Annotated in this window: 15 protein-coding genes; 1 reads left to right on the top strand and 14 read right to left on the bottom strand. The window is 38.2% G+C overall.

Going from position 1 to position 20,272, the window contains the following annotated elements:
• Nucleotides 1-32: 32 nt before the first annotated feature.
• From LCP48_RS03170 to LCP48_RS03130, 9 genes are all read right to left on the bottom strand, one after another.
• Nucleotides 33-827 carry an ABC transporter ATP-binding protein gene (locus LCP48_RS03170; protein ID WP_004269453.1) on the bottom strand — a complete coding sequence of 265 codons (795 nt, stop codon included), beginning with the start codon at nt 825-827 and terminating at the stop codon, nt 33-35.
• A gap of 37 nt (nt 828-864) precedes the next feature.
• A complete protein-coding gene (locus tag LCP48_RS03165; RefSeq protein ID WP_009371945.1) occupies nt 865-2,589 on the bottom strand; it encodes an ABC transporter ATP-binding protein in 1,725 nt (574 codons plus the stop codon).
• A 77-nt stretch (nt 2,590-2,666) separates the two neighbouring features.
• Nucleotides 2,667-4,568: a helix-turn-helix domain-containing protein gene (locus LCP48_RS03160; RefSeq protein ID WP_009371946.1), complete on the bottom strand. Its 1,902-nt coding sequence runs from the start codon at nt 4,566-4,568 to the stop codon at nt 2,667-2,669.
• A 135-nt stretch (nt 4,569-4,703) separates the two neighbouring features.
• On the bottom strand, nt 4,704-5,987 hold the full coding sequence (rho, locus tag LCP48_RS03155) for a transcription termination factor Rho (RefSeq protein ID WP_004269450.1): 1,284 nt from the start codon (nt 5,985-5,987) through the stop codon (nt 4,704-4,706).
• A gap of 224 nt (nt 5,988-6,211) precedes the next feature.
• Nucleotides 6,212-7,168 (bottom strand): class II fructose-bisphosphatase, encoded by a 957-nt coding sequence (glpX, locus tag LCP48_RS03150; RefSeq protein ID WP_004269449.1) that lies wholly within the window; start codon nt 7,166-7,168, stop codon nt 6,212-6,214.
• Between the two features lie 94 nt (nt 7,169-7,262).
• Nucleotides 7,263-8,549 (bottom strand): UDP-N-acetylglucosamine 1-carboxyvinyltransferase, encoded by a 1,287-nt coding sequence (locus LCP48_RS03145; protein WP_004269448.1) that lies wholly within the window; start codon nt 8,547-8,549, stop codon nt 7,263-7,265.
• A gap of 62 nt (nt 8,550-8,611) precedes the next feature.
• The gene (gene fsa / locus LCP48_RS03140; protein WP_004269447.1) at nt 8,612-9,262 is read right to left on the bottom strand and encodes a fructose-6-phosphate aldolase; all 651 of its coding nucleotides are present in this window, start codon (nt 9,260-9,262) and stop codon (nt 8,612-8,614) included.
• A 153-nt stretch (nt 9,263-9,415) separates the two neighbouring features.
• The gene (locus LCP48_RS03135) at nt 9,416-10,270 is read right to left on the bottom strand and encodes a class II fructose-bisphosphate aldolase (RefSeq protein ID WP_004269446.1); all 855 of its coding nucleotides are present in this window, start codon (nt 10,268-10,270) and stop codon (nt 9,416-9,418) included.
• 707 nt (nt 10,271-10,977) lie between these two features.
• Complete coding sequence (locus LCP48_RS03130) at nt 10,978-11,337, bottom strand: response regulator (RefSeq protein ID WP_004269444.1); 360 nt, start codon at nt 11,335-11,337, stop codon at nt 10,978-10,980.
• Nucleotides 11,338-11,490: 153 nt separating this feature from the next.
• On the opposite strand from LCP48_RS03130, the gene LCP48_RS03125 reads away from it, so the two are divergent.
• On the top strand, nt 11,491-12,021 hold the full coding sequence (locus LCP48_RS03125; RefSeq protein ID WP_004269443.1) for a DUF2529 family protein: 531 nt from the start codon (nt 11,491-11,493) through the stop codon (nt 12,019-12,021).
• A gap of 51 nt (nt 12,022-12,072) precedes the next feature.
• Here LCP48_RS03125 and LCP48_RS03120 read toward each other — a convergent pair whose 3' ends face one another.
• From LCP48_RS03120 to LCP48_RS03100, 5 genes are all read right to left on the bottom strand, one after another.
• Nucleotides 12,073-13,665 carry a CTP synthase gene (locus LCP48_RS03120; RefSeq protein WP_004269442.1) on the bottom strand — a complete coding sequence of 531 codons (1,593 nt, stop codon included), beginning with the start codon at nt 13,663-13,665 and terminating at the stop codon, nt 12,073-12,075.
• A 444-nt stretch (nt 13,666-14,109) separates the two neighbouring features.
• Nucleotides 14,110-14,652: a DNA-directed RNA polymerase subunit delta gene (gene rpoE / locus LCP48_RS03115; protein WP_004269441.1), complete on the bottom strand. Its 543-nt coding sequence runs from the start codon at nt 14,650-14,652 to the stop codon at nt 14,110-14,112.
• Nucleotides 14,653-15,100: 448 nt separating this feature from the next.
• Nucleotides 15,101-18,349, bottom strand: a complete 3,249-nt coding sequence (gene icmF, locus LCP48_RS03110) for a fused isobutyryl-CoA mutase/GTPase IcmF (protein ID WP_202342017.1) — start codon at nt 18,347-18,349, stop codon at nt 15,101-15,103.
• 91 nt (nt 18,350-18,440) lie between these two features.
• Nucleotides 18,441-19,073: a TetR/AcrR family transcriptional regulator gene (locus LCP48_RS03105; protein WP_004269438.1), complete on the bottom strand. Its 633-nt coding sequence runs from the start codon at nt 19,071-19,073 to the stop codon at nt 18,441-18,443.
• A 3-nt stretch (nt 19,074-19,076) separates the two neighbouring features.
• Nucleotides 19,077-20,213, bottom strand: a complete 1,137-nt coding sequence (locus LCP48_RS03100) for an acyl-CoA dehydrogenase (protein ID WP_225340677.1) — start codon at nt 20,211-20,213, stop codon at nt 19,077-19,079.
• Nucleotides 20,214-20,272 lie beyond the last annotated feature (59 nt).

The raw sequence follows: 20,272 nt of genomic DNA, 5'->3' as shown, positions 1-20,272 counted from the left end.
TTTATTTCCTCCTCATAACTTCCAACTAGCTTTTATTTTTTCATATCATACAACTGATAAGATAGGCAGATTGGATTTTCACTATAGGGACATACAGCCATTTCTGCATCGATATTAAATACCCTTTGTAAATTTTCTTTTGTCATCACTTCTTTTGGACTACCATTCACCATTAAATTGCCGTCTCTCATGGCCATCATAAAATGAGAGAACCGTGATGCATGATTTAAATCATGTAAAACCATGATAATTGTTCGTCCTTCTTCCTTATTTAGTTTTTGTAGCAACAATAAAATATCGAGCTGATGTGCTAAATCTAAATAAGTTGTTGGTTCATCCAGTACTAAAATATCCGTGCCTTGCGCCAATGCCATAGCTATCCATACTCTCTGACGCTGCCCACCTGATAATGCTTCGATTGGTCGATCACTAAATTCTCTTAGCCCCGTAACATCAATAGCCCAATGGATATATTCATAGTCTTCCTTTTGCAATGTACCAAACCCTACTTGATGAGGAAAACGACCATAGGAAACCAGTTCAAAAACCGTTAATCCTCCTGGTGCTGTTGCTGTTTGAGGTAAAATAGCCATTCTTTTGGCCACTTCTTTTGTTTTTAATTGATGTATAGCTTTGCCATCTAAATAGACAGCTCCATCTTGTGTGCGTAATACACGTGCAACAGCCTTTAATAAAGTAGACTTGCCACAACCATTAGGACCAATAATCGTGGAGATTTGGCCTTTCGGAATCTCCACACTTAAATCATTGACGATGAGCGCTGAGGAATAACCAATCGCAACATGATCTATTTCTAGTACTGACATTTTTAACTTCCTTTCATTTTTGAGAATGCTATTACTTTTACATTTGTAAACCAAATTGGGCTGTATACAAGCCATAGTAAGCATTTTGGCGTTCCATTAGTTGCTCATGTGTGCCTTCTTCAATAATGCCCTTTTTCGATACCACAACAATTCTGTCTGCATCCTTAATCGTTGCTAAACGGTGGGCAATCACTAATGTAGTACGACCGATAGAAAGCTCGTTTAAGGCTTGCTGGATAGCTTGTTCTGTTTCTGTATCCAATGCAGATGTTGCTTCATCTAGTATTAAGATTTTTGGATTTTTTAAGAAAATACGTGCAATTGATAATCTTTGTTTTTGTCCGCCTGATAATTTGACACCACGTTCACCAATGAGTGTATCCATCCCCTCTGGTAAAGCATTGATTACATCCGTCAATTGTGCTCGTTGTGCGGCATACCAAATATCTTCTTCACTGGCATTTAAATCACCATAGGCTATGTTTTCACGAATGGTACCATCGAATAAAAAGACATCTTGCTGGACAATCCCGATATGCGAACGTAAAGATTGCAGTTTAAAGTCTCGTATATCAACACTATCAATCTTAATGGAACCCTCATTCACCTCATAAAAACGTGGCAATAGGCTACAGATCGTAGATTTCCCTGCACCAGAAGGTCCTACTAAGGCAACCGTTTCACCAGGACGTACCTTTAAATTAATTTGATGTAAGGCACGATTATTGGCAGCGTAGCCAAACGATACATTAGAAAAAGTAATTTCACCATCAATTTCATCGATTGTTTTCGCTTCTGGACGGTCCGCAATTTCGGGCTCCGTTTCGAGGAATTCAATATAGCGCCTAAATCCTGCCATGCCCTTTGGATAGCTTTCTATAAACATATTGATTTTGTTAATTGGTCCTAAGAGAATACCTGAAAGTAAAATAAATGCGATAAAATCACCATTTGTTAAATGCCCATTTAATACAAAATAAGCCCCAACAAATAAAGTAAAGAGTGATAATACCTTCGTGAGTATGCCTGAAATTGCTTCATTCCAAGCCATTACTTTATAGGAAAAAAGCTTTGTCATACGGAATCTTTCATTATTTACTTTAAAGCGTTTAATCTCATGATCTTCATTTGTAAAAGCTTGTACAACACGAATACCACTTACATTGTTTTCAACACGTGCATTAAAATCTGCAATATCTCCAAACATTTGACGGAATGCCTTGGACATTAATTTTCCGAAAATAATGGTTAAGATTAAGATAATCGGTACAAGTAAGAAAATAAGAATCGTAAAGGTTGGATCAATATAGTACATGACACCAAATGTTCCAATAATCGTCATAGCTGCAATAAAGATATCCTCTGGACCGTGGTGAGCAAGTTCACCAATATCCATCAAATCATTTGTTAAACGAGAAACAAGATGCCCTGTTTTGTTGTTATCAAAATACCGAAAGGATAACTTTTGCACATGACTAAAGGATTCTTTTCTCATATCTGTTTCAATATTAATGCCCAGCATATGTCCCCAATACGAAACGATAAAATGTAGAATGGAGTTAAAAATATATAATGCAAACAGCAATAAGCTTGCCATAATAATCCACTTTAATTCCCCATCTGGCAGAATATCATCAATTACTTTATTTAAAACAATCGGAAACGCAAGCTCTATTAATGCCACTAATATGGCACAGCTAAAATCTAAAATAAATAAACCTTTATAGGGCTTATAATATGAAAAAAATCGCCGTAATAACATGGTGTAGCCTCCTATTGTGATCTCGTTTTACGTATCTATAAATGAGCTATCAACAATAGCTCTTCCTGTTATCTCAGTTATTGTTGATGAGCCTTTGTAAATTTAACTATTTTGTCAGCTAGTTCTTCAGCTTGGTGTAAGCCAGAGAGTGGGTCAGAGGCAAAATAATATTCAGATGGAAGCTCTAATACTTGATTATTTTTAACGACATCTAAGTTTGTCCATGTTGCTGGCAACTGGCCTTCTTTGTTAAAGAAATTAACCATGAAGTTATAGTCACCTACATAGTTACCTACTACCTCATAGGAAATATCATAGCGTCCATTATTTCCTTCCTTTGTCTCAAACAGTTCCTGCACCTTTTCTTGAGGCTTCATGTCTAAAATTTGATAGAGTGCTCTACCGCCCGAAACACTAGATTTCCCTATAATCGTTGCATTTTTTTCAAACATTTCATAAATAGTAAATGTAGATCCCTTTGGAATCACATCCATGATTTTTTCTTTAGCTTTGGCGATCCCATCTTCAAATTCTTTTGTAAAAGCCTCAGCCTCTGCTTGTCTTCCTAAGTAATTCCCCATTGCCTTAATCTCCTCAGTCGCTGATTGATGGGCATCTTCAGCGAAAACAATTGTTGGGGCAATTTTTTCATACTTTGCTACATCTTCTACATTCCAAGTAATAATCAAATCTGGCTTTAATTCTAAAACTTTTTCTAATGACACCTTACCATCTGTACCAATATTCGTAATTTCACCATCCTTATAGTGTTGCTTTAAGAAAGCAGCATAATCAAGGTTAGCCGTTACGCCTCCGACTGGTACAACATCTAACGCTAAAATTTGTCCCAGATACCAATCAGTTACGACTCTCTCTGCCTTCATTGGAATTTCTACTTCGCGTCCACTATCATCTGTTACGGTTCTAGTCTCTGCCTTCTCGGGCGATGTTGGTTCATCAATCTTAGATTGGCTTGTCTCTTCATTACACGCTGTTAATAAAACGAACAGGCTTAATAAAAAAGGAAGCTTTATATGGTGAATCATCTTCTTCATCATGATTTCATTTTCTCCATTCTCAAATCGTTTTGCTTGCGCGAGCTGATTATTATTGTATTGAAAATGATTCTCATTTGTAATGGCAATTTCGGACATATTAGATGCATATTTCAGCCTAAAGCTACTTGGAGCCAGATTTGTTGCTTTTTTAAAAGCACGACTAAAATAATATTCATCTTCAAATCCAAGAGATATGGCAATTTCTTTTATGCCATATTGATTGGTTAATAAATACTGCTTAGCCTGCTCTATTCTCAATTGTTGTAAATATATTTGTGGACCTATTTCATAGCGGGCTTTAAAGATGCGTAATAAATGCCGTGTACTAACCTGAAGCATATCTGCTAATGTCTGGATAGACAGTGGTTGATGAATGTGTTGCTTTATAAATAATCGTGCGGCTTCCGCCTTATCAATTTCATGTGGTTTTCCTTGTCCTTCTGCTAATTCTCGAAAGACATGATAGATAATTTCAAAGAAGGACGCCCTTACAGATAAATGCTCCTGTATAGAGCCAGATTGCCATTTGCTATACATATCTTGAAGGATGCTGTGAATGACTATCGGATTTGCGGGTACACAAGAGAAATGCGTTTGAAATGGTTGATAGTGCATGTGCAAATGCTGTATAAAGGCATCTTTGTACATGACATCTCCCTTATAGCTAATGAGAAAATAGCTAACACTTTGCTGTCCCCTAATGTGAAGACATTGAGATTTTCCGATATGAAAAATACTGAAGCGCTGCACATGATAAGATTGATCATCAATGACAATCTGTGCACCGCCTGCTGTGACAATAAGAAACGAGCTATATGTTAAAACCTTTGACACATGAATGTCTGATTTATTTATGTAATCAATTTGCTTCAACTGGATAAATGCATTTTGCCAAAGAAGCATATAGGCATCAAAATTCATCTTCGTCTCCTTCAGAACACATATTTACTTATCATTATATTGATAATGATTATCAATTTCAATACACATTTATAAAATAAACATATACAAAAAAAAAATCACCATTGACAATTTGTTTGTCAATGGTGATGCCATTTATAAAAGTCCCTTACCCTTTGTTGCTTTTTTCATATCTTCATTTAGCTTTTCAAAAAATTCTTCATTTGATTTTGTTGTACGTATTTTTTTCAGGAAGCGCTCTGCAAAATCAGGTGCATCAGAGAATGTTTTACGAATCGCCCATAGCTTTTCAAGTTGTTCTGGCTCTAGAAGAAGCTCTTCTTTACGTGTACCCGAACGACGAATGTCAAGTGCAGGGAATATACGGCGTTCTGCTAACTGACGATCAAGATGAAGCTCTAAGTTCCCTGTTCCCTTAAATTCTTCATAGATAACTTCATCCATACGAGATCCTGTATCTATTAAAGCCGTCGCTAAAATTGTTAAACTACCGCCTTCTTCAATATTACGAGCTGAACCAAAGAAACGTTTTGGTCTATGGAACGCAGCAGGATCAATACCACCAGAAAGTGTACGTCCACTCGGTGGAATCACTAAGTTATAAGCACGAGCTAAACGTGTAATGGAGTCCATTAAAATAATTACATCACGCTTATGTTCCACTAAACGTCGCGCACGTTCTAATACTATTTCAGCCACTTTGACGTGGTTCTCCGGTACTTCATCAAATGTTGAGCTGACAACATCTGCATTGACAGAACGTTCAATATCCGTCACTTCCTCAGGTCGTTCATCAATCAGTAGGACAATTAACTCTGCTTGTGGATGATTGGTTGTAATAGCGTTTGCAATCTCTTTTAGTAAAGACGTTTTCCCTGCCTTTGGCGGAGCTACAATTAATCCACGTTGTCCAAAGCCTACTGGTGCAACTAAATCCATTATACGTGTGGATAAATTGCGTTGTGTTGTTTCTAGTTTAATTTGTCGATTTGGATATAAAGGTGTTAGTGCTGGGAAATGAACTCGTTCTTTCGCTACTTCAGGATCTTCGCCGTTGACAGCATCTACTTGTAATAGGCCATAATAGCGCTCATTTTCCTTCGGTGGACGAACCTTTCCTGAAACCTTGTCCCCATTACGCAAATCAAAGCGACGGATTTGGGATGCAGAAATATAAATATCCTCTTTACTTGGTGAGTAGTTGATTGGTCGAAGGAAGCCGAAGCCCTCTTGCGAAACAATTTCTAGTACGCCTTCCATAAAGAAATAGCCCTCTTGCTCTGAACGCGTTTTCAAAATAGCAAATATCAATTCTTTTTTCGTTAGCTTGCTATAATAAGAAATTTTATATTGGCGTGCAAGGGCGTAAAGCTCTTTTAACGTCATGTTTTCTAATTGAGCGATTGTCAATGCAGACATATGCACAACTCCAGTCTTTTTCAAAATATAATTCAATTTAATGGGGTTATCATTGAAGTTTACGCTTGGCTCTGCCAACGATTATATGGTTGCCTTTAATAATATCTATTGGAATACTTTCCACCATATAACTAAACATTGCCTTAATAATATGGGATGGTTATTAAAAGAAGAAGGTACCTAGCACAATAGATGTACTAGGTATATTTTAGAAGAAAATAACATTAATATCTAGGTTTTTTCTCAAGAGCGTGACGGCCTTCAACAAAGCGAACCGTACCAGATTTAGCACGCATAACTACTGAATGAGTTAAGGCATAAGCACCTTTATATTGAACACCCTTTAAAAGCTCGCAATCTGTTACAGCTGTCGCTGCAAAAATAGCATCGTCACCTTTTACTAGGTCATCTAAATAAAGTACTTTTTCAACATCCACACCCATTTTTGTGCAGCGTTCTAATTGCTCTTCATCTTCTGGTACTAGTTTTGCTTGGAAGTCACCACCAAGACATTTTAAAGCTACTGCCGCAATAACACCCTCAGGTGCACCGCCTGTTCCAAACATAATATCAATACCTGTTTCATCAAAGGCCGTATTGATTGCAGCACCAACATCGCCATCTTGGATAAATTTAATACGTGCACCAGCCTCACGAATTTCATCAACAATCGCTTGGTGACGTGGTCGATCTAAAAGAGTAGCTACAACATCCGAAATATCTTTATTTTTAGCTTTTGCTACTTGTAATAAGTTATAAGTGACCGAAGCATTGATATCCACTTTGCCCGCTGCTTCTGGTCCTACAGCAATTTTCTCCATGTACATATCTGGTGCATTTAACAGATTCCCTTTATCTGCAATAGCAAGAACTGTCATAGCACCATTTGTACCTTTTGCTACAATATTTGTACCTTCTAAAGGATCCACCGCAATATCTACTTTAGGACCACCATTTCGTAAACCAAGTTCTTCACCAATATAAAGCATTGGTGCTTCATCCATTTCGCCTTCACCAATTACTACTGTAGCATGCATTGGAATTGTATCGAACATTTTGCGCATCGCTGTTGTTGCTGCATCGTCTGCCTCAATTTTCAAACCGCGCCCCATCCATTTCCCGGATGCGATTGCTGCTGCTTCTGTTACTCGTACTACTTCCATCGATAAACTACGTTCCATTGTTGCTTTGCCTCCCGTTATGGGCACCTTTTCGTGCCAAAACATTCAAATTACCTCTATTGTAACATAATTGGTTGAAAACTTTTAGCTCTCATTATTCCTTTGTCTCAGCTACACGTGCCACAATTGTTTCACGTCGAATATCAGCGCCTAAATCACGTAATTTCTCAATAAGTGAGCTATAACCACGTTCGATATGATAGATATCCTGAATCTCAGTTTCTCCTTCTGCTAAGAGTCCAGCTAACACTAAAGCTGCTCCAGCACGAAGATCTGTAGCTGTTACAGTTGAGCCATGTAATCTACTTGGCCCTTTAATAATTGCTGTGTTTCCTTCTACACGAGCATCTGCATTCATACGACGAAGCTCATCAATATGCTTGAAACGAGCTGTGTAAATAGTATCTGTTACTTTTGAGGAACCAAAGGCTTGCGACATTAACACGGCAAGTGGTTGTTGAATATCCGTTGGGAATCCAGGGTATACCAATGTTTTGACATCCACTGCCTGTAATGTTGAGAGGTCTGTTTTTGGCACATAAATACTTTCTTCACCAATCTCAAATTTTACACCCATTTCACGAAGCTTGGCAATAATTGCTTCTAAATGCAGTGGAATAACGTTATCGATCGTTATACCATCACCAACTGCTGCAGCCATAATTAAAAATGTGGAGGCCTCAATGCGGTCAGGTATAATCGTATGTTCAGTACCATGTAGCTCTTCTACGCCTTCGATACGAATGACACTTGTACCTGCACCTTTAATATTGGCACCCATATTTGTTAGAAGTGTCGCAACATCAATTATCTCAGGTTCTTTTGCAGCATTTTCAATGACAGTACGTCCCTTAGCAAGGACAGCAGCAAGCATGATATTAATAGTAGCCCCAACACTTGCTACATCTAAATAAATTTTTGCCCCAATTAACTCATCTGCACGTAAATAAATGGCTCCATGTTCATTCGTAATTTTAGCTCCTAAAGCCTCAAAGCCCTTTATATGTTGATCAATAGGTCGAGGTCCTAAAAAACAACCTCCAGGTAAACCAATAACTGCTTTTTTGAAACGTCCAAGCATAGCACCCATTAAATAATAAGAAGCACGTAACTTTTTAACGTTACCGTTTGGTAAGGGCAATGCAATCATCTCTGTTGGATCGATTGTCATTTTCCCATTCTCAAATGAAACTTCCCCACCAATTTCCTCTAATAGAGCCTTTAACGTCCAAGCATCTGAAATTTCGGGTATCCCCCCAATAGTCACTGGAGAGTTCGCCAAAATTGATGCAGGAATTAAGGCGACTGCACTATTTTTTGCACCACTAACTTTAATTGTACCTTGTAGACGATTTTCGCCAGTAATTTTATAAACATCCATTTTGCGTTCTCCCTCATGATTGGAAAGTAGTATTTTTGCAATTTGCACACTTTATAATCTTATTATTCGCCTTTTCTCTTATTCCAATCCGCTAAAAATCCTTCAATTCCTTTTTCAGTTAATGGATGGTGGAAAAGCTGTTTTAATACTTTAAACGGAGTAGTTGAAATATGTGCACCTGCTAAAGCTGCTGCTGTAACGTGTTGAGGGTGACGGACAGAGGCAGCGATAATTTGTGTATCGATATTATGGATTGTAAAAATATCTGCAATTGTTTCAATTAACTCAACACCATTTTGACCAATGTCATCTAAACGGCCGATAAATGGTGATACGTATGTAGCACCTGCACGCGCAGCCATTAATGCTTGGTTAGCACTAAAAATTAATGTCACGTTAGTTTTAATACCTTTGTTTGCAAAGAAACGACATGCCTCTAATCCAGCTGGTGTCATAGGTAGCTTTACTGTGATGTTTGGCGCAATAGCAGCTAACTCCAAACCTTCTTTAATCATTCCTTCTGCATCAAGTGCAATAACTTCCCCACTTACAGAGCCATCAACAAGCTCAGCGATTTCGCGAAGACGATCATGGAAAGAAACATTCTCTTCTTTAGCCACTAACGATGGGTTTGTTGTCACTCCTGATAAAATACCCCATGCATGTGCCTCTTTAATCTCTTCAAAGTTTGCTGTATCAATGAAAAACTTCATATTATTATTTCCTCCTGATCATTTTTCTTATTATTATTAAATATTTTCCAAAATTTCTTTATTTCAAAAACAAGAGAAGGTCGATTGAAAGCATCAACACTTCTCTTATTATGTGTATTTATCTATGCTTTTGTAACATATTAAATGCAAAAATTATGCTTTTTGTGCACTTCCAAATTCACGAATTTTACCAATAACCGTAGCTTTGATGGCTTCACGTGCAGGACCAAGGAATTTACGAGGGTCGTAAACAACTTTGTCGTTGTCAAGAATTTCACGAATTACTTTTGTTGCTTCAATTTGATTTTCAGTATTGACGTTGATTTTAGCCGTACCTAATGAAATAGAACGTTGGATATCTTTTGTTGGGATACCTGTACCACCATGTAAAACAAGTGGAAGGTCTGCCAATTTAGAGATTTCCTCCATTTCTTTAAAGCCTAAGTTTGGCTCTCCTTTGTAAGGACCGTGTACAGAGCCAAGTGCTGGAGCTAAGCAGTCAATGTCAGTTAGTTCAACCATTTTGCGACATTCTTCTGGATCAGCGTAAATAATACCACCGATTACGCCATCTTCATCTCCACCAACAGTTCCTAATTCTGCTTCCACAGAAACGCCTTTAGCATGTGCGTATTCTACTACTTCTGAAGTAATTTTCACATTTTCCTCAAATGGGTGATGTGATGCATCAATCATCACGGAAGTAAAGCCTGCATCAATTGCTTCTTTACATTTTGCAAAGCTAGAACCATGGTCAAGGTGAATTGCTACAGGAACTGTAGTACCGTAAGATTCCATTAAACCTTTTACCATATGAACAACAGAAATAAATCCGCCCATATATTTACCTGCACCTTCAGAAACACCAAGAATCACTGGAGATTTTTCTTCTTCAGCTGCTTGTAAAATTGCTTGAGTCCATTCAAGGTTATTAATGTTGAATTGACCAACAGCATAACCTTCTGCTTTTGCTTTAATTAACATCTCTTTCATAGATACTAATGCCATACTAAAAATCCTCCTCATAGGACTATTCTTTCTACATAAACATGCTCCTCAATCATAGCAAAAATAATAGCCCCTGAAAAGCAGGGGCTATTATTTTCTACCCGAAAGCGGAGTGTAACGTAGCGGCAGGGTGACGAAGTGGAGAGCAACGCAACGAAGTCCTACTCCCCTGAAAAGCAGGGGCTATTATTTTCTACCCGAAAGCGGAGTGTAACGTAGCGGCAGGGTGACGAAGTGGAGAGCAACGCAACGAAGTCCTACTCCCCTGAAAAGCAGGGGCTATTATTTTCTACCCGAAAGCGGCGTGTAACGTAGCGGCAGGGTGACGAAGTGGAGAGCAACGCAACGAAGTCCTACTCCCCTGAAAAGCAGGGGCTATTATTTTCTACCCGAAAGCGGCGTGTAACGTAGCGGCAGGGTGACGAAGTGAAGTGTAACGCAACGAAGTCCTAGCCCCTGAAAAGCAGGGGCTATTATTTTCTACCCGAAAGCGGCGTGTAACGTAGCGGCAGGGTGACGAAGTGAAGTGTAACGCAACGAAGTCCTAGCCCCTGAAAAGCAGGGGCTATTATTTTCTACCCGAAAGCGGCGTGTAACGTAGCGGCAGGGTGACGAAGTGAAGAGCAACGCAACGAAGTCCTACTCCCCTGAAAAGCAGGGGCTAATAATCAACATAAAAAACAGGCCGTGTGTCCACTGCCTGCTTTTTAAACTTGTAAAGCTTTATTTACTTCATCACGCACTTCGAAAATATCAAACGGTTTTGTAAAGTAACGAATGGCTCCTAATTCTAAAGCTTCTTGCACAACATCCAATTCTCCGTATGCTGTCATCATAAAAACAGGCAGCTTCGGAAATTTCTTTTTTAAACGTCTCAAAATTTCAATACCATCCATTCCTGGAATTTTCATGTCCAGTAAAACACAATCCATCTCTTGTTCGTCTGCATACTTTAATGCCTCTGAACCATTCGCTGCTAAATATGTAATATATCCTTCCTTTTTCAGCACTTCATTTAAAAGTAAACGAATTCCCTGCTGATCATCGACAATTAGTAATCGTTTCACATCGCATTCCGCCCTTTTTAGTTTTATTCTTACACAAAAACTTTCTTTATTATGTATAATTCTCCTTTTCCAGCTTAATACCTTCTAGTATTATAAATTATCTGCTTTTGCTTTCTAGCTTTTACCCTCTATAATATGAATAGAGGTGGAAACATGTCAAAAATTCTAACAACACAATTAAGTGGATTATTACAAAGAATTACACAAAATGAAGAAGATGCTATCGAGGAGACAGCAAGGTTATTAGCACAAGCCGCAATCGGCGAAGGAAACGTCTATTTTGCTTGCTTTGGAGAAATGCAGGTTGTGGAATTAAATGCACTTCAAGCAGTCGAACCCTTTAGCAAGTTAGCTCCTTGGACTACAGACACAAGCTTAACAGAAGCTGATCGGGTTTGCATTTTTACTCGTAGTGCATATGATGAAGAAGCACTCGTCTTAGCACAAAAATTAAATACACAATTTATTCCCTTTGCTGCTATAGCTAGTGAAGCAGCTAGTGGAGATAACCCTCTTGCAGATTTAGCCTATACGTATGTTTCTACGCGCATTAAAGGCGGTTTAATACCAAATGATCTAGGTCAACGTATTGTTGTACCACATGCACTTGCAGGACTCTTTGTATATGAAGCTGTCAAAATTGCTTATGATGAAATGCTTGGGTTGGATGAAGAAGAATTGTAGTGATCAACTTAAAAAGAGTTGTCTCGTGTATAACGAGACAACTCTTTTTGATTATTTAAATGTTGAGCCGATAAAGTCGCGGAACAATGGTTGTGGACGATTAGGACGTGACACTAGCTCTGGGTGGAATTGACAGGCTACAAAGAAATTGTTTTCTGGCAGCTCAATAATTTCAACTAATTTGCCATCAGGGCTTGTACCTGAGAAGACAAGGCCAGCTGCTTCCATTGCCTCACGATATTCATTGTTAAATTCATAGCGGTGACGATGACGCTCATAAACAAGCTCTTTACCATAAGCTTTGCTTGCTTTTGAACCATCCTTTAATTTACATGGATATAAACCTAAACGTAAAGTACCACCGATATCTACAGTATCATTTTGATCTGGTAAGAAGTCGATAATTGGATACTCTGTATTTGCATCAAGTTCTGTAGAATGAGCACCTTTTAGGCCAAGAACATTACGTGCAAATTCTACTGTTGCTAATTGCATACCTAAACAAATGCCTAGGAAAGGAACATTATTTTCACGTGCATATTGTGTTGCTAAAATTTTACCTTCAACACCACGATCACCAAAGCCACCTGGTACTAAAATAGCGTCAGCACCTTTTAATAGCGCGGCAACATTGTCAGCATCAACGTGTTCTGCATTAATCCAGTCAATTTCAATATCAGAATTATATGCATATCCAGCATGCTTTAATGCCTCAACTACAGAAATGTAAGCATCTTGTAGTTCTACGTATTTCCCGACTAATGCTACCTTTCTTTTATTTGGTAAGTTCTTCACTTTTTCTACAAGGTCACGCCATTCTTCCATATCTGCTTCTGGAGCTTCCATACCAAAATGATCCAAAACGATATCATCTATATCTTGCGCATGTAGGTTTAATGGTACTTCGTATAAATGCTCAGCATCACGAGATTCAATAATTTCATGTGGTTGAACATCACAGAATAACGCTAATTTCTCTTTCATTTCTTGTGGTACTTCTTGTTCAGTACGAACTACGATAATATTTGGCTGAATACCTAAAGAGCGTAATTCTTTAACAGAATGCTGTGTAGGTTTTGTTTTAAGTTCACCAGCTGCTTTAATATAGGGAATAAGTGTACAGTGAATATACATGACATTGTTATGCCCTAAATTTGTTTTCATTTGGCGAATGGCTTCTAGGAATGGCAATGATTCAATATCACCTACTGTTCCACCAACCTCTGTGATCACAACGTCTGCGTTTGTTTCACGACCAGCACGTTGGATACGATCTTTAATTTCGTTTGTAATATGAGGAATTACTTGGACAGTTCCACCGTTATAATCTCCACGACGTTCTTTCTGTAATACAGATTGGTAAACACGACCAGAAGTTACTGTAGAATGTTTCCCTAGGTTAATATCAATAAAACGTTCATAGTGTCCTAAGTCTAAATCTGCTTCAGCACCATCATCTGTTACAAAAACCTCACCATGTTGATAAGGACTCATCGTACCTGGGTCAATATTGATATACGGGTCAAATTTTTGAATCGTCACTTCTAACCCACGATTTTTTAATAAACGGCCTAAAGATGCTGCAACAATCCCTTTTCCAAGTGATGATACAACCCCACCTGTTACAAAAATATACTTCGTCATGAATAAATTCCTCCTTATGATGTTCTAAAATATTAGTGCGTTTAGGGGGGATCAGAACCATTTACATTCTAATACCCTAAAAAAAGAAAAGCCGAGAATGTCTACAAAATGTAGTCGATTCGAAGCTGTAATCGGTTCTATCTCTTTTCCACTTTCCTTTAAACCATAAAACTCTAATAACTATTCAGTCACCGTTTACTATACATCATGAATAATTAAAAACATTTATATTCATATCGATATTAAAAGTATGGGAGAACTAAAATGATTAAAGTTAAAAACAAAAAAACGCTCCTCCTGCATAGGTTTGCAGGGGGAGCGTATTATATACACGGTCTTTCTCCTTCTTTTAAGGAGCCCAAGTAAAAGATTAAACGTAACCGTGATAGAAGTCAAGATTTTTTGCTTCTAGCTTAAAAGAAAGAAAATTCTAAGAGTACTGTATTAGATTTCTTCCTCTTCTTCTTCAAATTCTTCTTCCTCTTCATCGATAAACTCTTCATCAATTTCTTCATCAATTTCTTCTAGCTCTTCATCATCAAAGTCGATATCTTCTTTATCGTCATCTTCTTCTTCAAGATCTTCTTCATCAATGAACTCTTCAAAGTCTTCATCAAAGTCGATATCTTCTTCATCTAAGTCTACATCTTCATCAAGATCCTCTTCATCAAAGGCAGCTTTAGATTTTTTCTTTTGAGTCTTAACAGAAGGCGCTGTTTCTTCTTCGATTTGCTCTACTTTAAACCATTCACGTAAGCCCCAGCCTGCTTCTTGATTATATAAGAAGCGACCATCAATATTGATATCTGTATAAAATTGTAACAGACGGGATTTCATTTCTGCATCACTATAGCCCACAAGCTCTTGAATTAATTTTAATAAATCATTAAAAGACACTGAGGCACGTTTTTCATTTAAAATTGCATAAGCTAAGTTAATTAACGATTCTTCTGTTAATTGTTCCTTTGTCATTTCACGAAAATTCAATTCGTGCACTTCCTTTCCCTCATCACAATGGACGTTTTAAAATTACATGGTGCTTTATTCTCCAAGCGCAGCAAAAAAGGCCACACAAAAGGTTCTTTCCATACAATAAGCATAATACCCATTATATACAAAGTTTTAGCCCCTTTGCTAGCTTCAATTACTGTTTTTTATATTACGCATTTTTTTTATTCCAAGATAAAACAAATAGACAGATAATAGTAGTAAAGGAATAGCGCCAATTTGCTTATTATACAGGAAAAAGGCTCCCAATACTAAAGCTAATATAATTATGTAGTGAATAGCTGATTTCATCCTCTACTGCGCCTCCCCTTTTTTACATTTCTATTATAACGAAAATAAAAAGAAGTGCCTAATCTTAAGACTAGACACTAGAAATTAGAGGAGCATGATAGTTGAAATAGAAAACAAGAGTTTTGAACAACCTCGCTTACATATTACGACGATATTGTCCGCCAACTTCATATAAAGCTTTTGTAATTTGTCCTAAACTTGCTACTTTTACTGACTCCATCAGCTCTGCAAAAATATTGCCATTATTGACGGCCACTTCTTGTAGACGTGCAATTGCAGCTTCACTTTCCTCTTCATGTGCTTTCCAAAAAGCTTGTAAATTACGAATTTGCGTCTCTTTTTCTTCTGTCGATGCACGCGCAATTTCCATATTATCTATATCAGCATCTGAAGGTGGATTTGGGTTCAAGTAAGTATTAACACCAATGATTGGTAACTCCCCTGAATGTTTTAACATTTCGTAGTACATAGATTCTTCTTGTATTTTACCACGTTGGTATTGTGTTTCCATAGCACCTAACACACCGCCACGATCATTGATACGATCAAACTCTTCAAGAACTGCTTCTTCCACAAGATCTGTTAATTCTTCAACAATAAATGCGCCTTGTAGTGGGTTTTCATTTTTTGCTAGACCATGCTCTTTTGTAATAATCATTTGAATTGCCATAGCACGTCTTACAGATTCCTCCGTAGGTGTAGTAATGGCCTCATCGTAGGCGTTTGTATGCAATGAATTACAGTTATCTTGTAATGCCATTAAAGCCTGCAATGTTGTTCGAATATCATTAAAATCAATCTCTTGTGCGTGTAAACTGCGCCCTGACGTTTGAATATGATACTTTAGCTTTTGAGCGCGCTCATTAGCACCGTATTTATCACGCATTACAATAGCCCAAATACGTCGTGCCACACGGCCGATTACTGTATACTCTGGATCTAGTCCATTTGAGAAGAAGAATGATAAATTTGGTGCAAAGTCATTGATATTCATGCCACGACTTAAATAATACTCTACATACGTAAAGCCATTAGCTAAGGTGAAGGCTAATTGGGAAATAGGGTTTGCTCCAGCTTCTGCAATATGATAACCCGAAATGGAGACAGAATAATAGTTACGTACTTTATGGTCTATAAAATATTGCTGAATATCGCCCATCATACGTAAGGCAAACTCTGTTGAGAAAATGCATGTATTCTGTCCTTGATCTTCTTTTAAAATATCAGCTTGTACTGTTCCACGTACAACTTGCAATGTTTTTTCACGTGTCTCGGTAAACTCTTCAACTGTCAAAGTTCGCCCTAGCTCTTGCTCACGTAATTGAACTTGTTGATCGATTGCTGTATTCATAAACATCGCTAAAATAATAGGTGCTGGTCCATTAATAGTCATTGATACAGATGTAGACGGTGCACATAAATCAAAGCCTGCGTAAAGCTTTTTCATATCTTCTAGTGTACAGATCGATACACCTGATTCTCCAACCTTACCGTAAATATCTGGACGGTAATCTGGGTCTTCCCCATACAATGTTACAGAATCAAATGCTGTAGATAAACGTTTTGCATCATCATCCTTTGATAAATAGTGGAAGCGTTTATTTGTCCGTTCTGGTGTTCCCTCGCCAGCAAATTGACGCTTCGGATCTTCACCCTCACGTTTGAATTGGAAAACCCCCGCCGTATATGGGAATTCGCCAGGAACATTTTCTTTATAAACCCAACGCAAAATTTCCCCATAGTCTTCAAATTTCGGTAAGGCTACTTTTGGAATTTTCGTGCCAGAAAGACTAGTTGTTTTTAAGATGGTACGAATTTCTTTATCGCGAACTTTTGTCACAAACTCATCACCAGCATAAGCTTCTTTTAATGCCTGCCAATTATCCAATATACGCTTAGATTCTGCTGTTAATTCATCTCTAACACCTTCTGCTAAAGAAGTCAGCGACGCCACAAGCACATCATCAGGCGCTTTTTCTTGAACGGCTGCAATAGCACCTTCTAATTGGAACAGTCGACGAGCAAATGCCACCTGCTGCTCTGTTTTTTTATGATAGCCACGGACAGTGTCCGTAATCTCACGTAAATAATAACGGCGATCGTTTGGAATAATAACATCTTGCTTTTGCGTTTTCGCAAATTGCTCATAGCTTGTTTCCCAATTAAAACCTGTTTTTTCGTTAATTATTTTAACAAGAGCAGCGAACAATGCATTTGTTCCTTTGTCATTAAATTGGCTAGCTATTGTACCATAGACTGGCATGTTATCAAGTGATTCATCCCAAAGCTCGCGTGAACGTTGATATTGTTTTTGTACTTGTCGAAGGGCGTCCTCTGAGCCTTTTCGCTCAAATTTATTGATCGCAATAACATCCGCAAAGTCAATCATATCAATTTTCTCAAGTTGTGTAGGTGCACCAAATTCGCTTGTCATGACATACATGGATAGATCCGTGTATTTAGTAATTTCGGCATCACCTTGACCAATTCCACTTGTTTCTACGATGATTAAGTCATAACCTGCTACACGTACTACATCTAGCACATCACCAATTGATGCAGATAATTCAGTACGTGAGCCACGTGTTGCTAAACTACGCATATAAACACGGTTATTAAAAATAGCATTCATGCGAATACGATCCCCAAGCAATGCTCCACCCGTTTTTTGCTTTGTTGGATCGACTGATAGAATGGCTACACGTTTATCTGGGAATTCTTTTAGGAAGCGGCGAATCAGTTCATCCGTTAAGGATGATTTCCCTGCACCACCTGTTCCCGTAATCCCCATTACAGGCGTACCTTTTGAAAGCTTTCTTGCCTCTGCTAGCATTTCTTTCGTAGCTTCATCGTCATTTGACTCAGCTGCTGTTATTAGATTGGCTAAAATTTCAGGCGTCTCTGTCGTTAAAGCCTTTAATTTCTCTAAATAATTACCTGTTGCAGTAGGAAAATCTGTTCCTTTAATTTGTTCATTAATCATTCCCTGTAGCCCTAAAACACGGCCATCCTCTGGTGAGAATATCCCTGCAATGCCATACGTATGAAGCTCTTTAATTTCACGAGGTAGAATAACTCCTCCACCACCGCCATAAATTTTAATATGTGGTGCGCCTTTTTCACGCAGTAAATCATACATATATTTAAAGTATTCCATATGTCCGCCTTGATAAGAAGAAACAGCAATCCCTTGTGCATCTTCTTGTATCGCAGCATTCACGACTTCTTCAACAGAACGGTTATGACCTAAATGGATTACCTCTACACCGCTCGATTGTAAAATGCGTCGCATAATATTGACTGAAGCATCATGTCCATCAAAAAGACTCGATGCTGTCACAAAACGTACGTGATTTTTTGGACGATATACTTCTACCTTTGTCATATGAAATCCCCACTTTCTCCCATATTGAATAAAAAAAGCCAGCAATTGCAATATCGCTATATGCAATTGCCGACAAACCCCTTACAAAATATTAAAACCCCTTTATGCCTGAAATGAACAAGGTGATTTGCATGTCAATGAATTCGTCAATAGAATGCTGACGATGTAAAGCCCATTTGCGAAACGCCCAGCTTTGTCCTGAAACAACTAAGTTATTGGCTGCTAAATGAATTTGCTTATCTGTCATTGTTAGTTCGCCAGACTGCACACATCGCTGTAACAAGCGTTCAAATGTGGCAACCATTTCAAACTCTTTACTAAAAACATAGCGTTGTGCTTCTTTCGACAATGATTTTGTTTCTTGATACATGATTGTTAGCTCATCAACCATACTATCGATTTGCAGAAAGTATTCCCGAATCATTTCTTTTAACTCATCAATTGTTCCTGCTTTAATCTCATAACTTGAAAGACGCTCCATCGCATGGTGATAGATACTGTCACAAACAAGGTATAGAACGTCTTCTTTCGTTCGGATGTATTCATACAAAGTACCGATACTAAAGCCTGCAGCTTTTGCAATTTCTCTCGTCGTGGCACGGTGAAAGCCTTTTTCTTTAAATAGCTTAATAGCGCCTTGAATCATTTGTTCACGACGAATGGCGATTAGATTTTCATCTTTTACGGTTGACTGTACTTGGGGCCTTTTATCTTTATCAGTCATCAATTATTTCGTTAGCATACGCGAGATAACAAGACGTTGAATCTCCTGCGTACCTTCGTAAATTTGTGTAATTTTAGCATCACGCATAAAGCGCTCTACAGGGTAATCTTTTGTATAACCATAGCCACCAAATACTTGAACCGCCTCTGTCGTTACACTCATCGCTGTATCGCCAGCCATTAATTTCGCCATTGCAGATGCCTTACCATATGGTAGGTTATTAGATTCTAACCATGCCGCTTGGTATGTAAGAAGTCGAGAAGCCTCTATTTGCGTTGCCATATCAGCTAATTTAAAGGAAATGCCCTGATTTGCAGTGAGTGGTTTACCAAATTGCACACGTTCTTTGGCATAGTCAACTGCTGCATCGAGTGCTCCTTGTGCAATTCCTACTGCTTGAGCTGCAATACCATTACGTCCACCATCTAGTGTCGTCATGGCAATCTTAAAGCCTTCCCCTTCAGCCCCTAATAGATTTTCCTTTGGAACACGACAGTTATCAAAAATAATCTCTGTTGTTGGAGATGAACGAATTCCTAATTTCTTTTCTTTCTTCCCTACAGAGAAACCTTCAAATCCAGCTTCCACGATAAATGCGGATGTGCCATGTTTTGCTTCTGGATCTGTTACTGCAAATACAATATATGTATCTGCTACTCCACCGTTCGTAATAAAGATTTTTGAGCCGTTTAAAATATAATCATCGCCATCACTTTTTGCATAAGTTTTCATGCCACCCGCATCAGAGCCAGAGCCAGGTTCTGTTAAACCATATGCACCAATATGTTTGCCTTCAGCCATTGGACGAAGGTATTTTTGTTTTTGTTCTTCTGTACCGAATTTGTAAAGTGGCCAACCTGCCAGTGAAGTATGTGCAGATAAAGTTACACCAGTCGAGGCACAAACACGTGAAAGTTCCTCAACAGCTATGACATATGCAAGGTAATCAAAACCTGCACCACCATATTCCTCAGGCCATGGAATACCAGTAAGCCCAAGCTCCGCCATTTTATCGAAAATCGCACGGTCAAATTCTTCATTTTCGTCACGTTCAGCAGCTGTTGGCGCCACTTCGTTTATAGCAAAATCACGAATCATTTCACGTAATTGTTCATGCTCTTCTGTTAACTGAAAGTTCATTGTCCATTTCCCCTTTTTAGTTAGACTCTGTTTTGTATTACCTGATTATTGTTAGTTTA

The organism is Lysinibacillus capsici, from assembly GCF_020217405.1.
Taxonomy (GTDB): domain Bacteria; phylum Bacillota; class Bacilli; order Bacillales_A; family Planococcaceae; genus Lysinibacillus; species Lysinibacillus capsici.
The sequence above is the reverse complement of the archived record's forward strand: the minus strand, read 5'-3'. Positions and strand labels throughout refer to the sequence as shown.

Excerpts from the sequence above, each read along its gene's own strand:
- LCP48_RS03170 (WP_004269453.1), bottom strand. The coding sequence starts at position 827 with ATGTCAGTACTAGAAATAGATCATGTTGCGATTGGTTATTCCTCAGCG.
- LCP48_RS03165 (WP_009371945.1), bottom strand. The coding sequence starts at position 2,589 with ATGTTATTACGGCGATTTTTTTCATATTATAAGCCCTATAAAGGTTTA.
- LCP48_RS03160 (WP_009371946.1), bottom strand. The coding sequence starts at position 4,568 with ATGAATTTTGATGCCTATATGCTTCTTTGGCAAAATGCATTTATCCAG.
- rho (WP_004269450.1), bottom strand. The coding sequence starts at position 5,987 with ATGTCTGCATTGACAATCGCTCAATTAGAAAACATGACGTTAAAAGAG.
- glpX (WP_004269449.1), bottom strand. The coding sequence starts at position 7,168 with ATGGAACGTAGTTTATCGATGGAAGTAGTACGAGTAACAGAAGCAGCA.
- LCP48_RS03145 (WP_004269448.1), bottom strand. The coding sequence starts at position 8,549 with ATGGATGTTTATAAAATTACTGGCGAAAATCGTCTACAAGGTACAATT.
- fsa (WP_004269447.1), bottom strand. The coding sequence starts at position 9,262 with ATGAAGTTTTTCATTGATACAGCAAACTTTGAAGAGATTAAAGAGGCA.
- LCP48_RS03135 (WP_004269446.1), bottom strand. The coding sequence starts at position 10,270 with ATGGCATTAGTATCTATGAAAGAGATGTTAATTAAAGCAAAAGCAGAA.
- LCP48_RS03125 (WP_004269443.1), top strand. The coding sequence starts at position 11,491 with ATGTCAAAAATTCTAACAACACAATTAAGTGGATTATTACAAAGAATT.
- LCP48_RS03120 (WP_004269442.1), bottom strand. The coding sequence starts at position 13,665 with ATGACGAAGTATATTTTTGTAACAGGTGGGGTTGTATCATCACTTGGA.
- icmF (WP_202342017.1), bottom strand. The coding sequence starts at position 18,349 with ATGACAAAGGTAGAAGTATATCGTCCAAAAAATCACGTACGTTTTGTG.
- LCP48_RS03105 (WP_004269438.1), bottom strand. The coding sequence starts at position 19,073 with ATGACTGATAAAGATAAAAGGCCCCAAGTACAGTCAACCGTAAAAGAT.
- LCP48_RS03100 (WP_225340677.1), bottom strand. The coding sequence starts at position 20,213 with ATGAACTTTCAGTTAACAGAAGAGCATGAACAATTACGTGAAATGATT.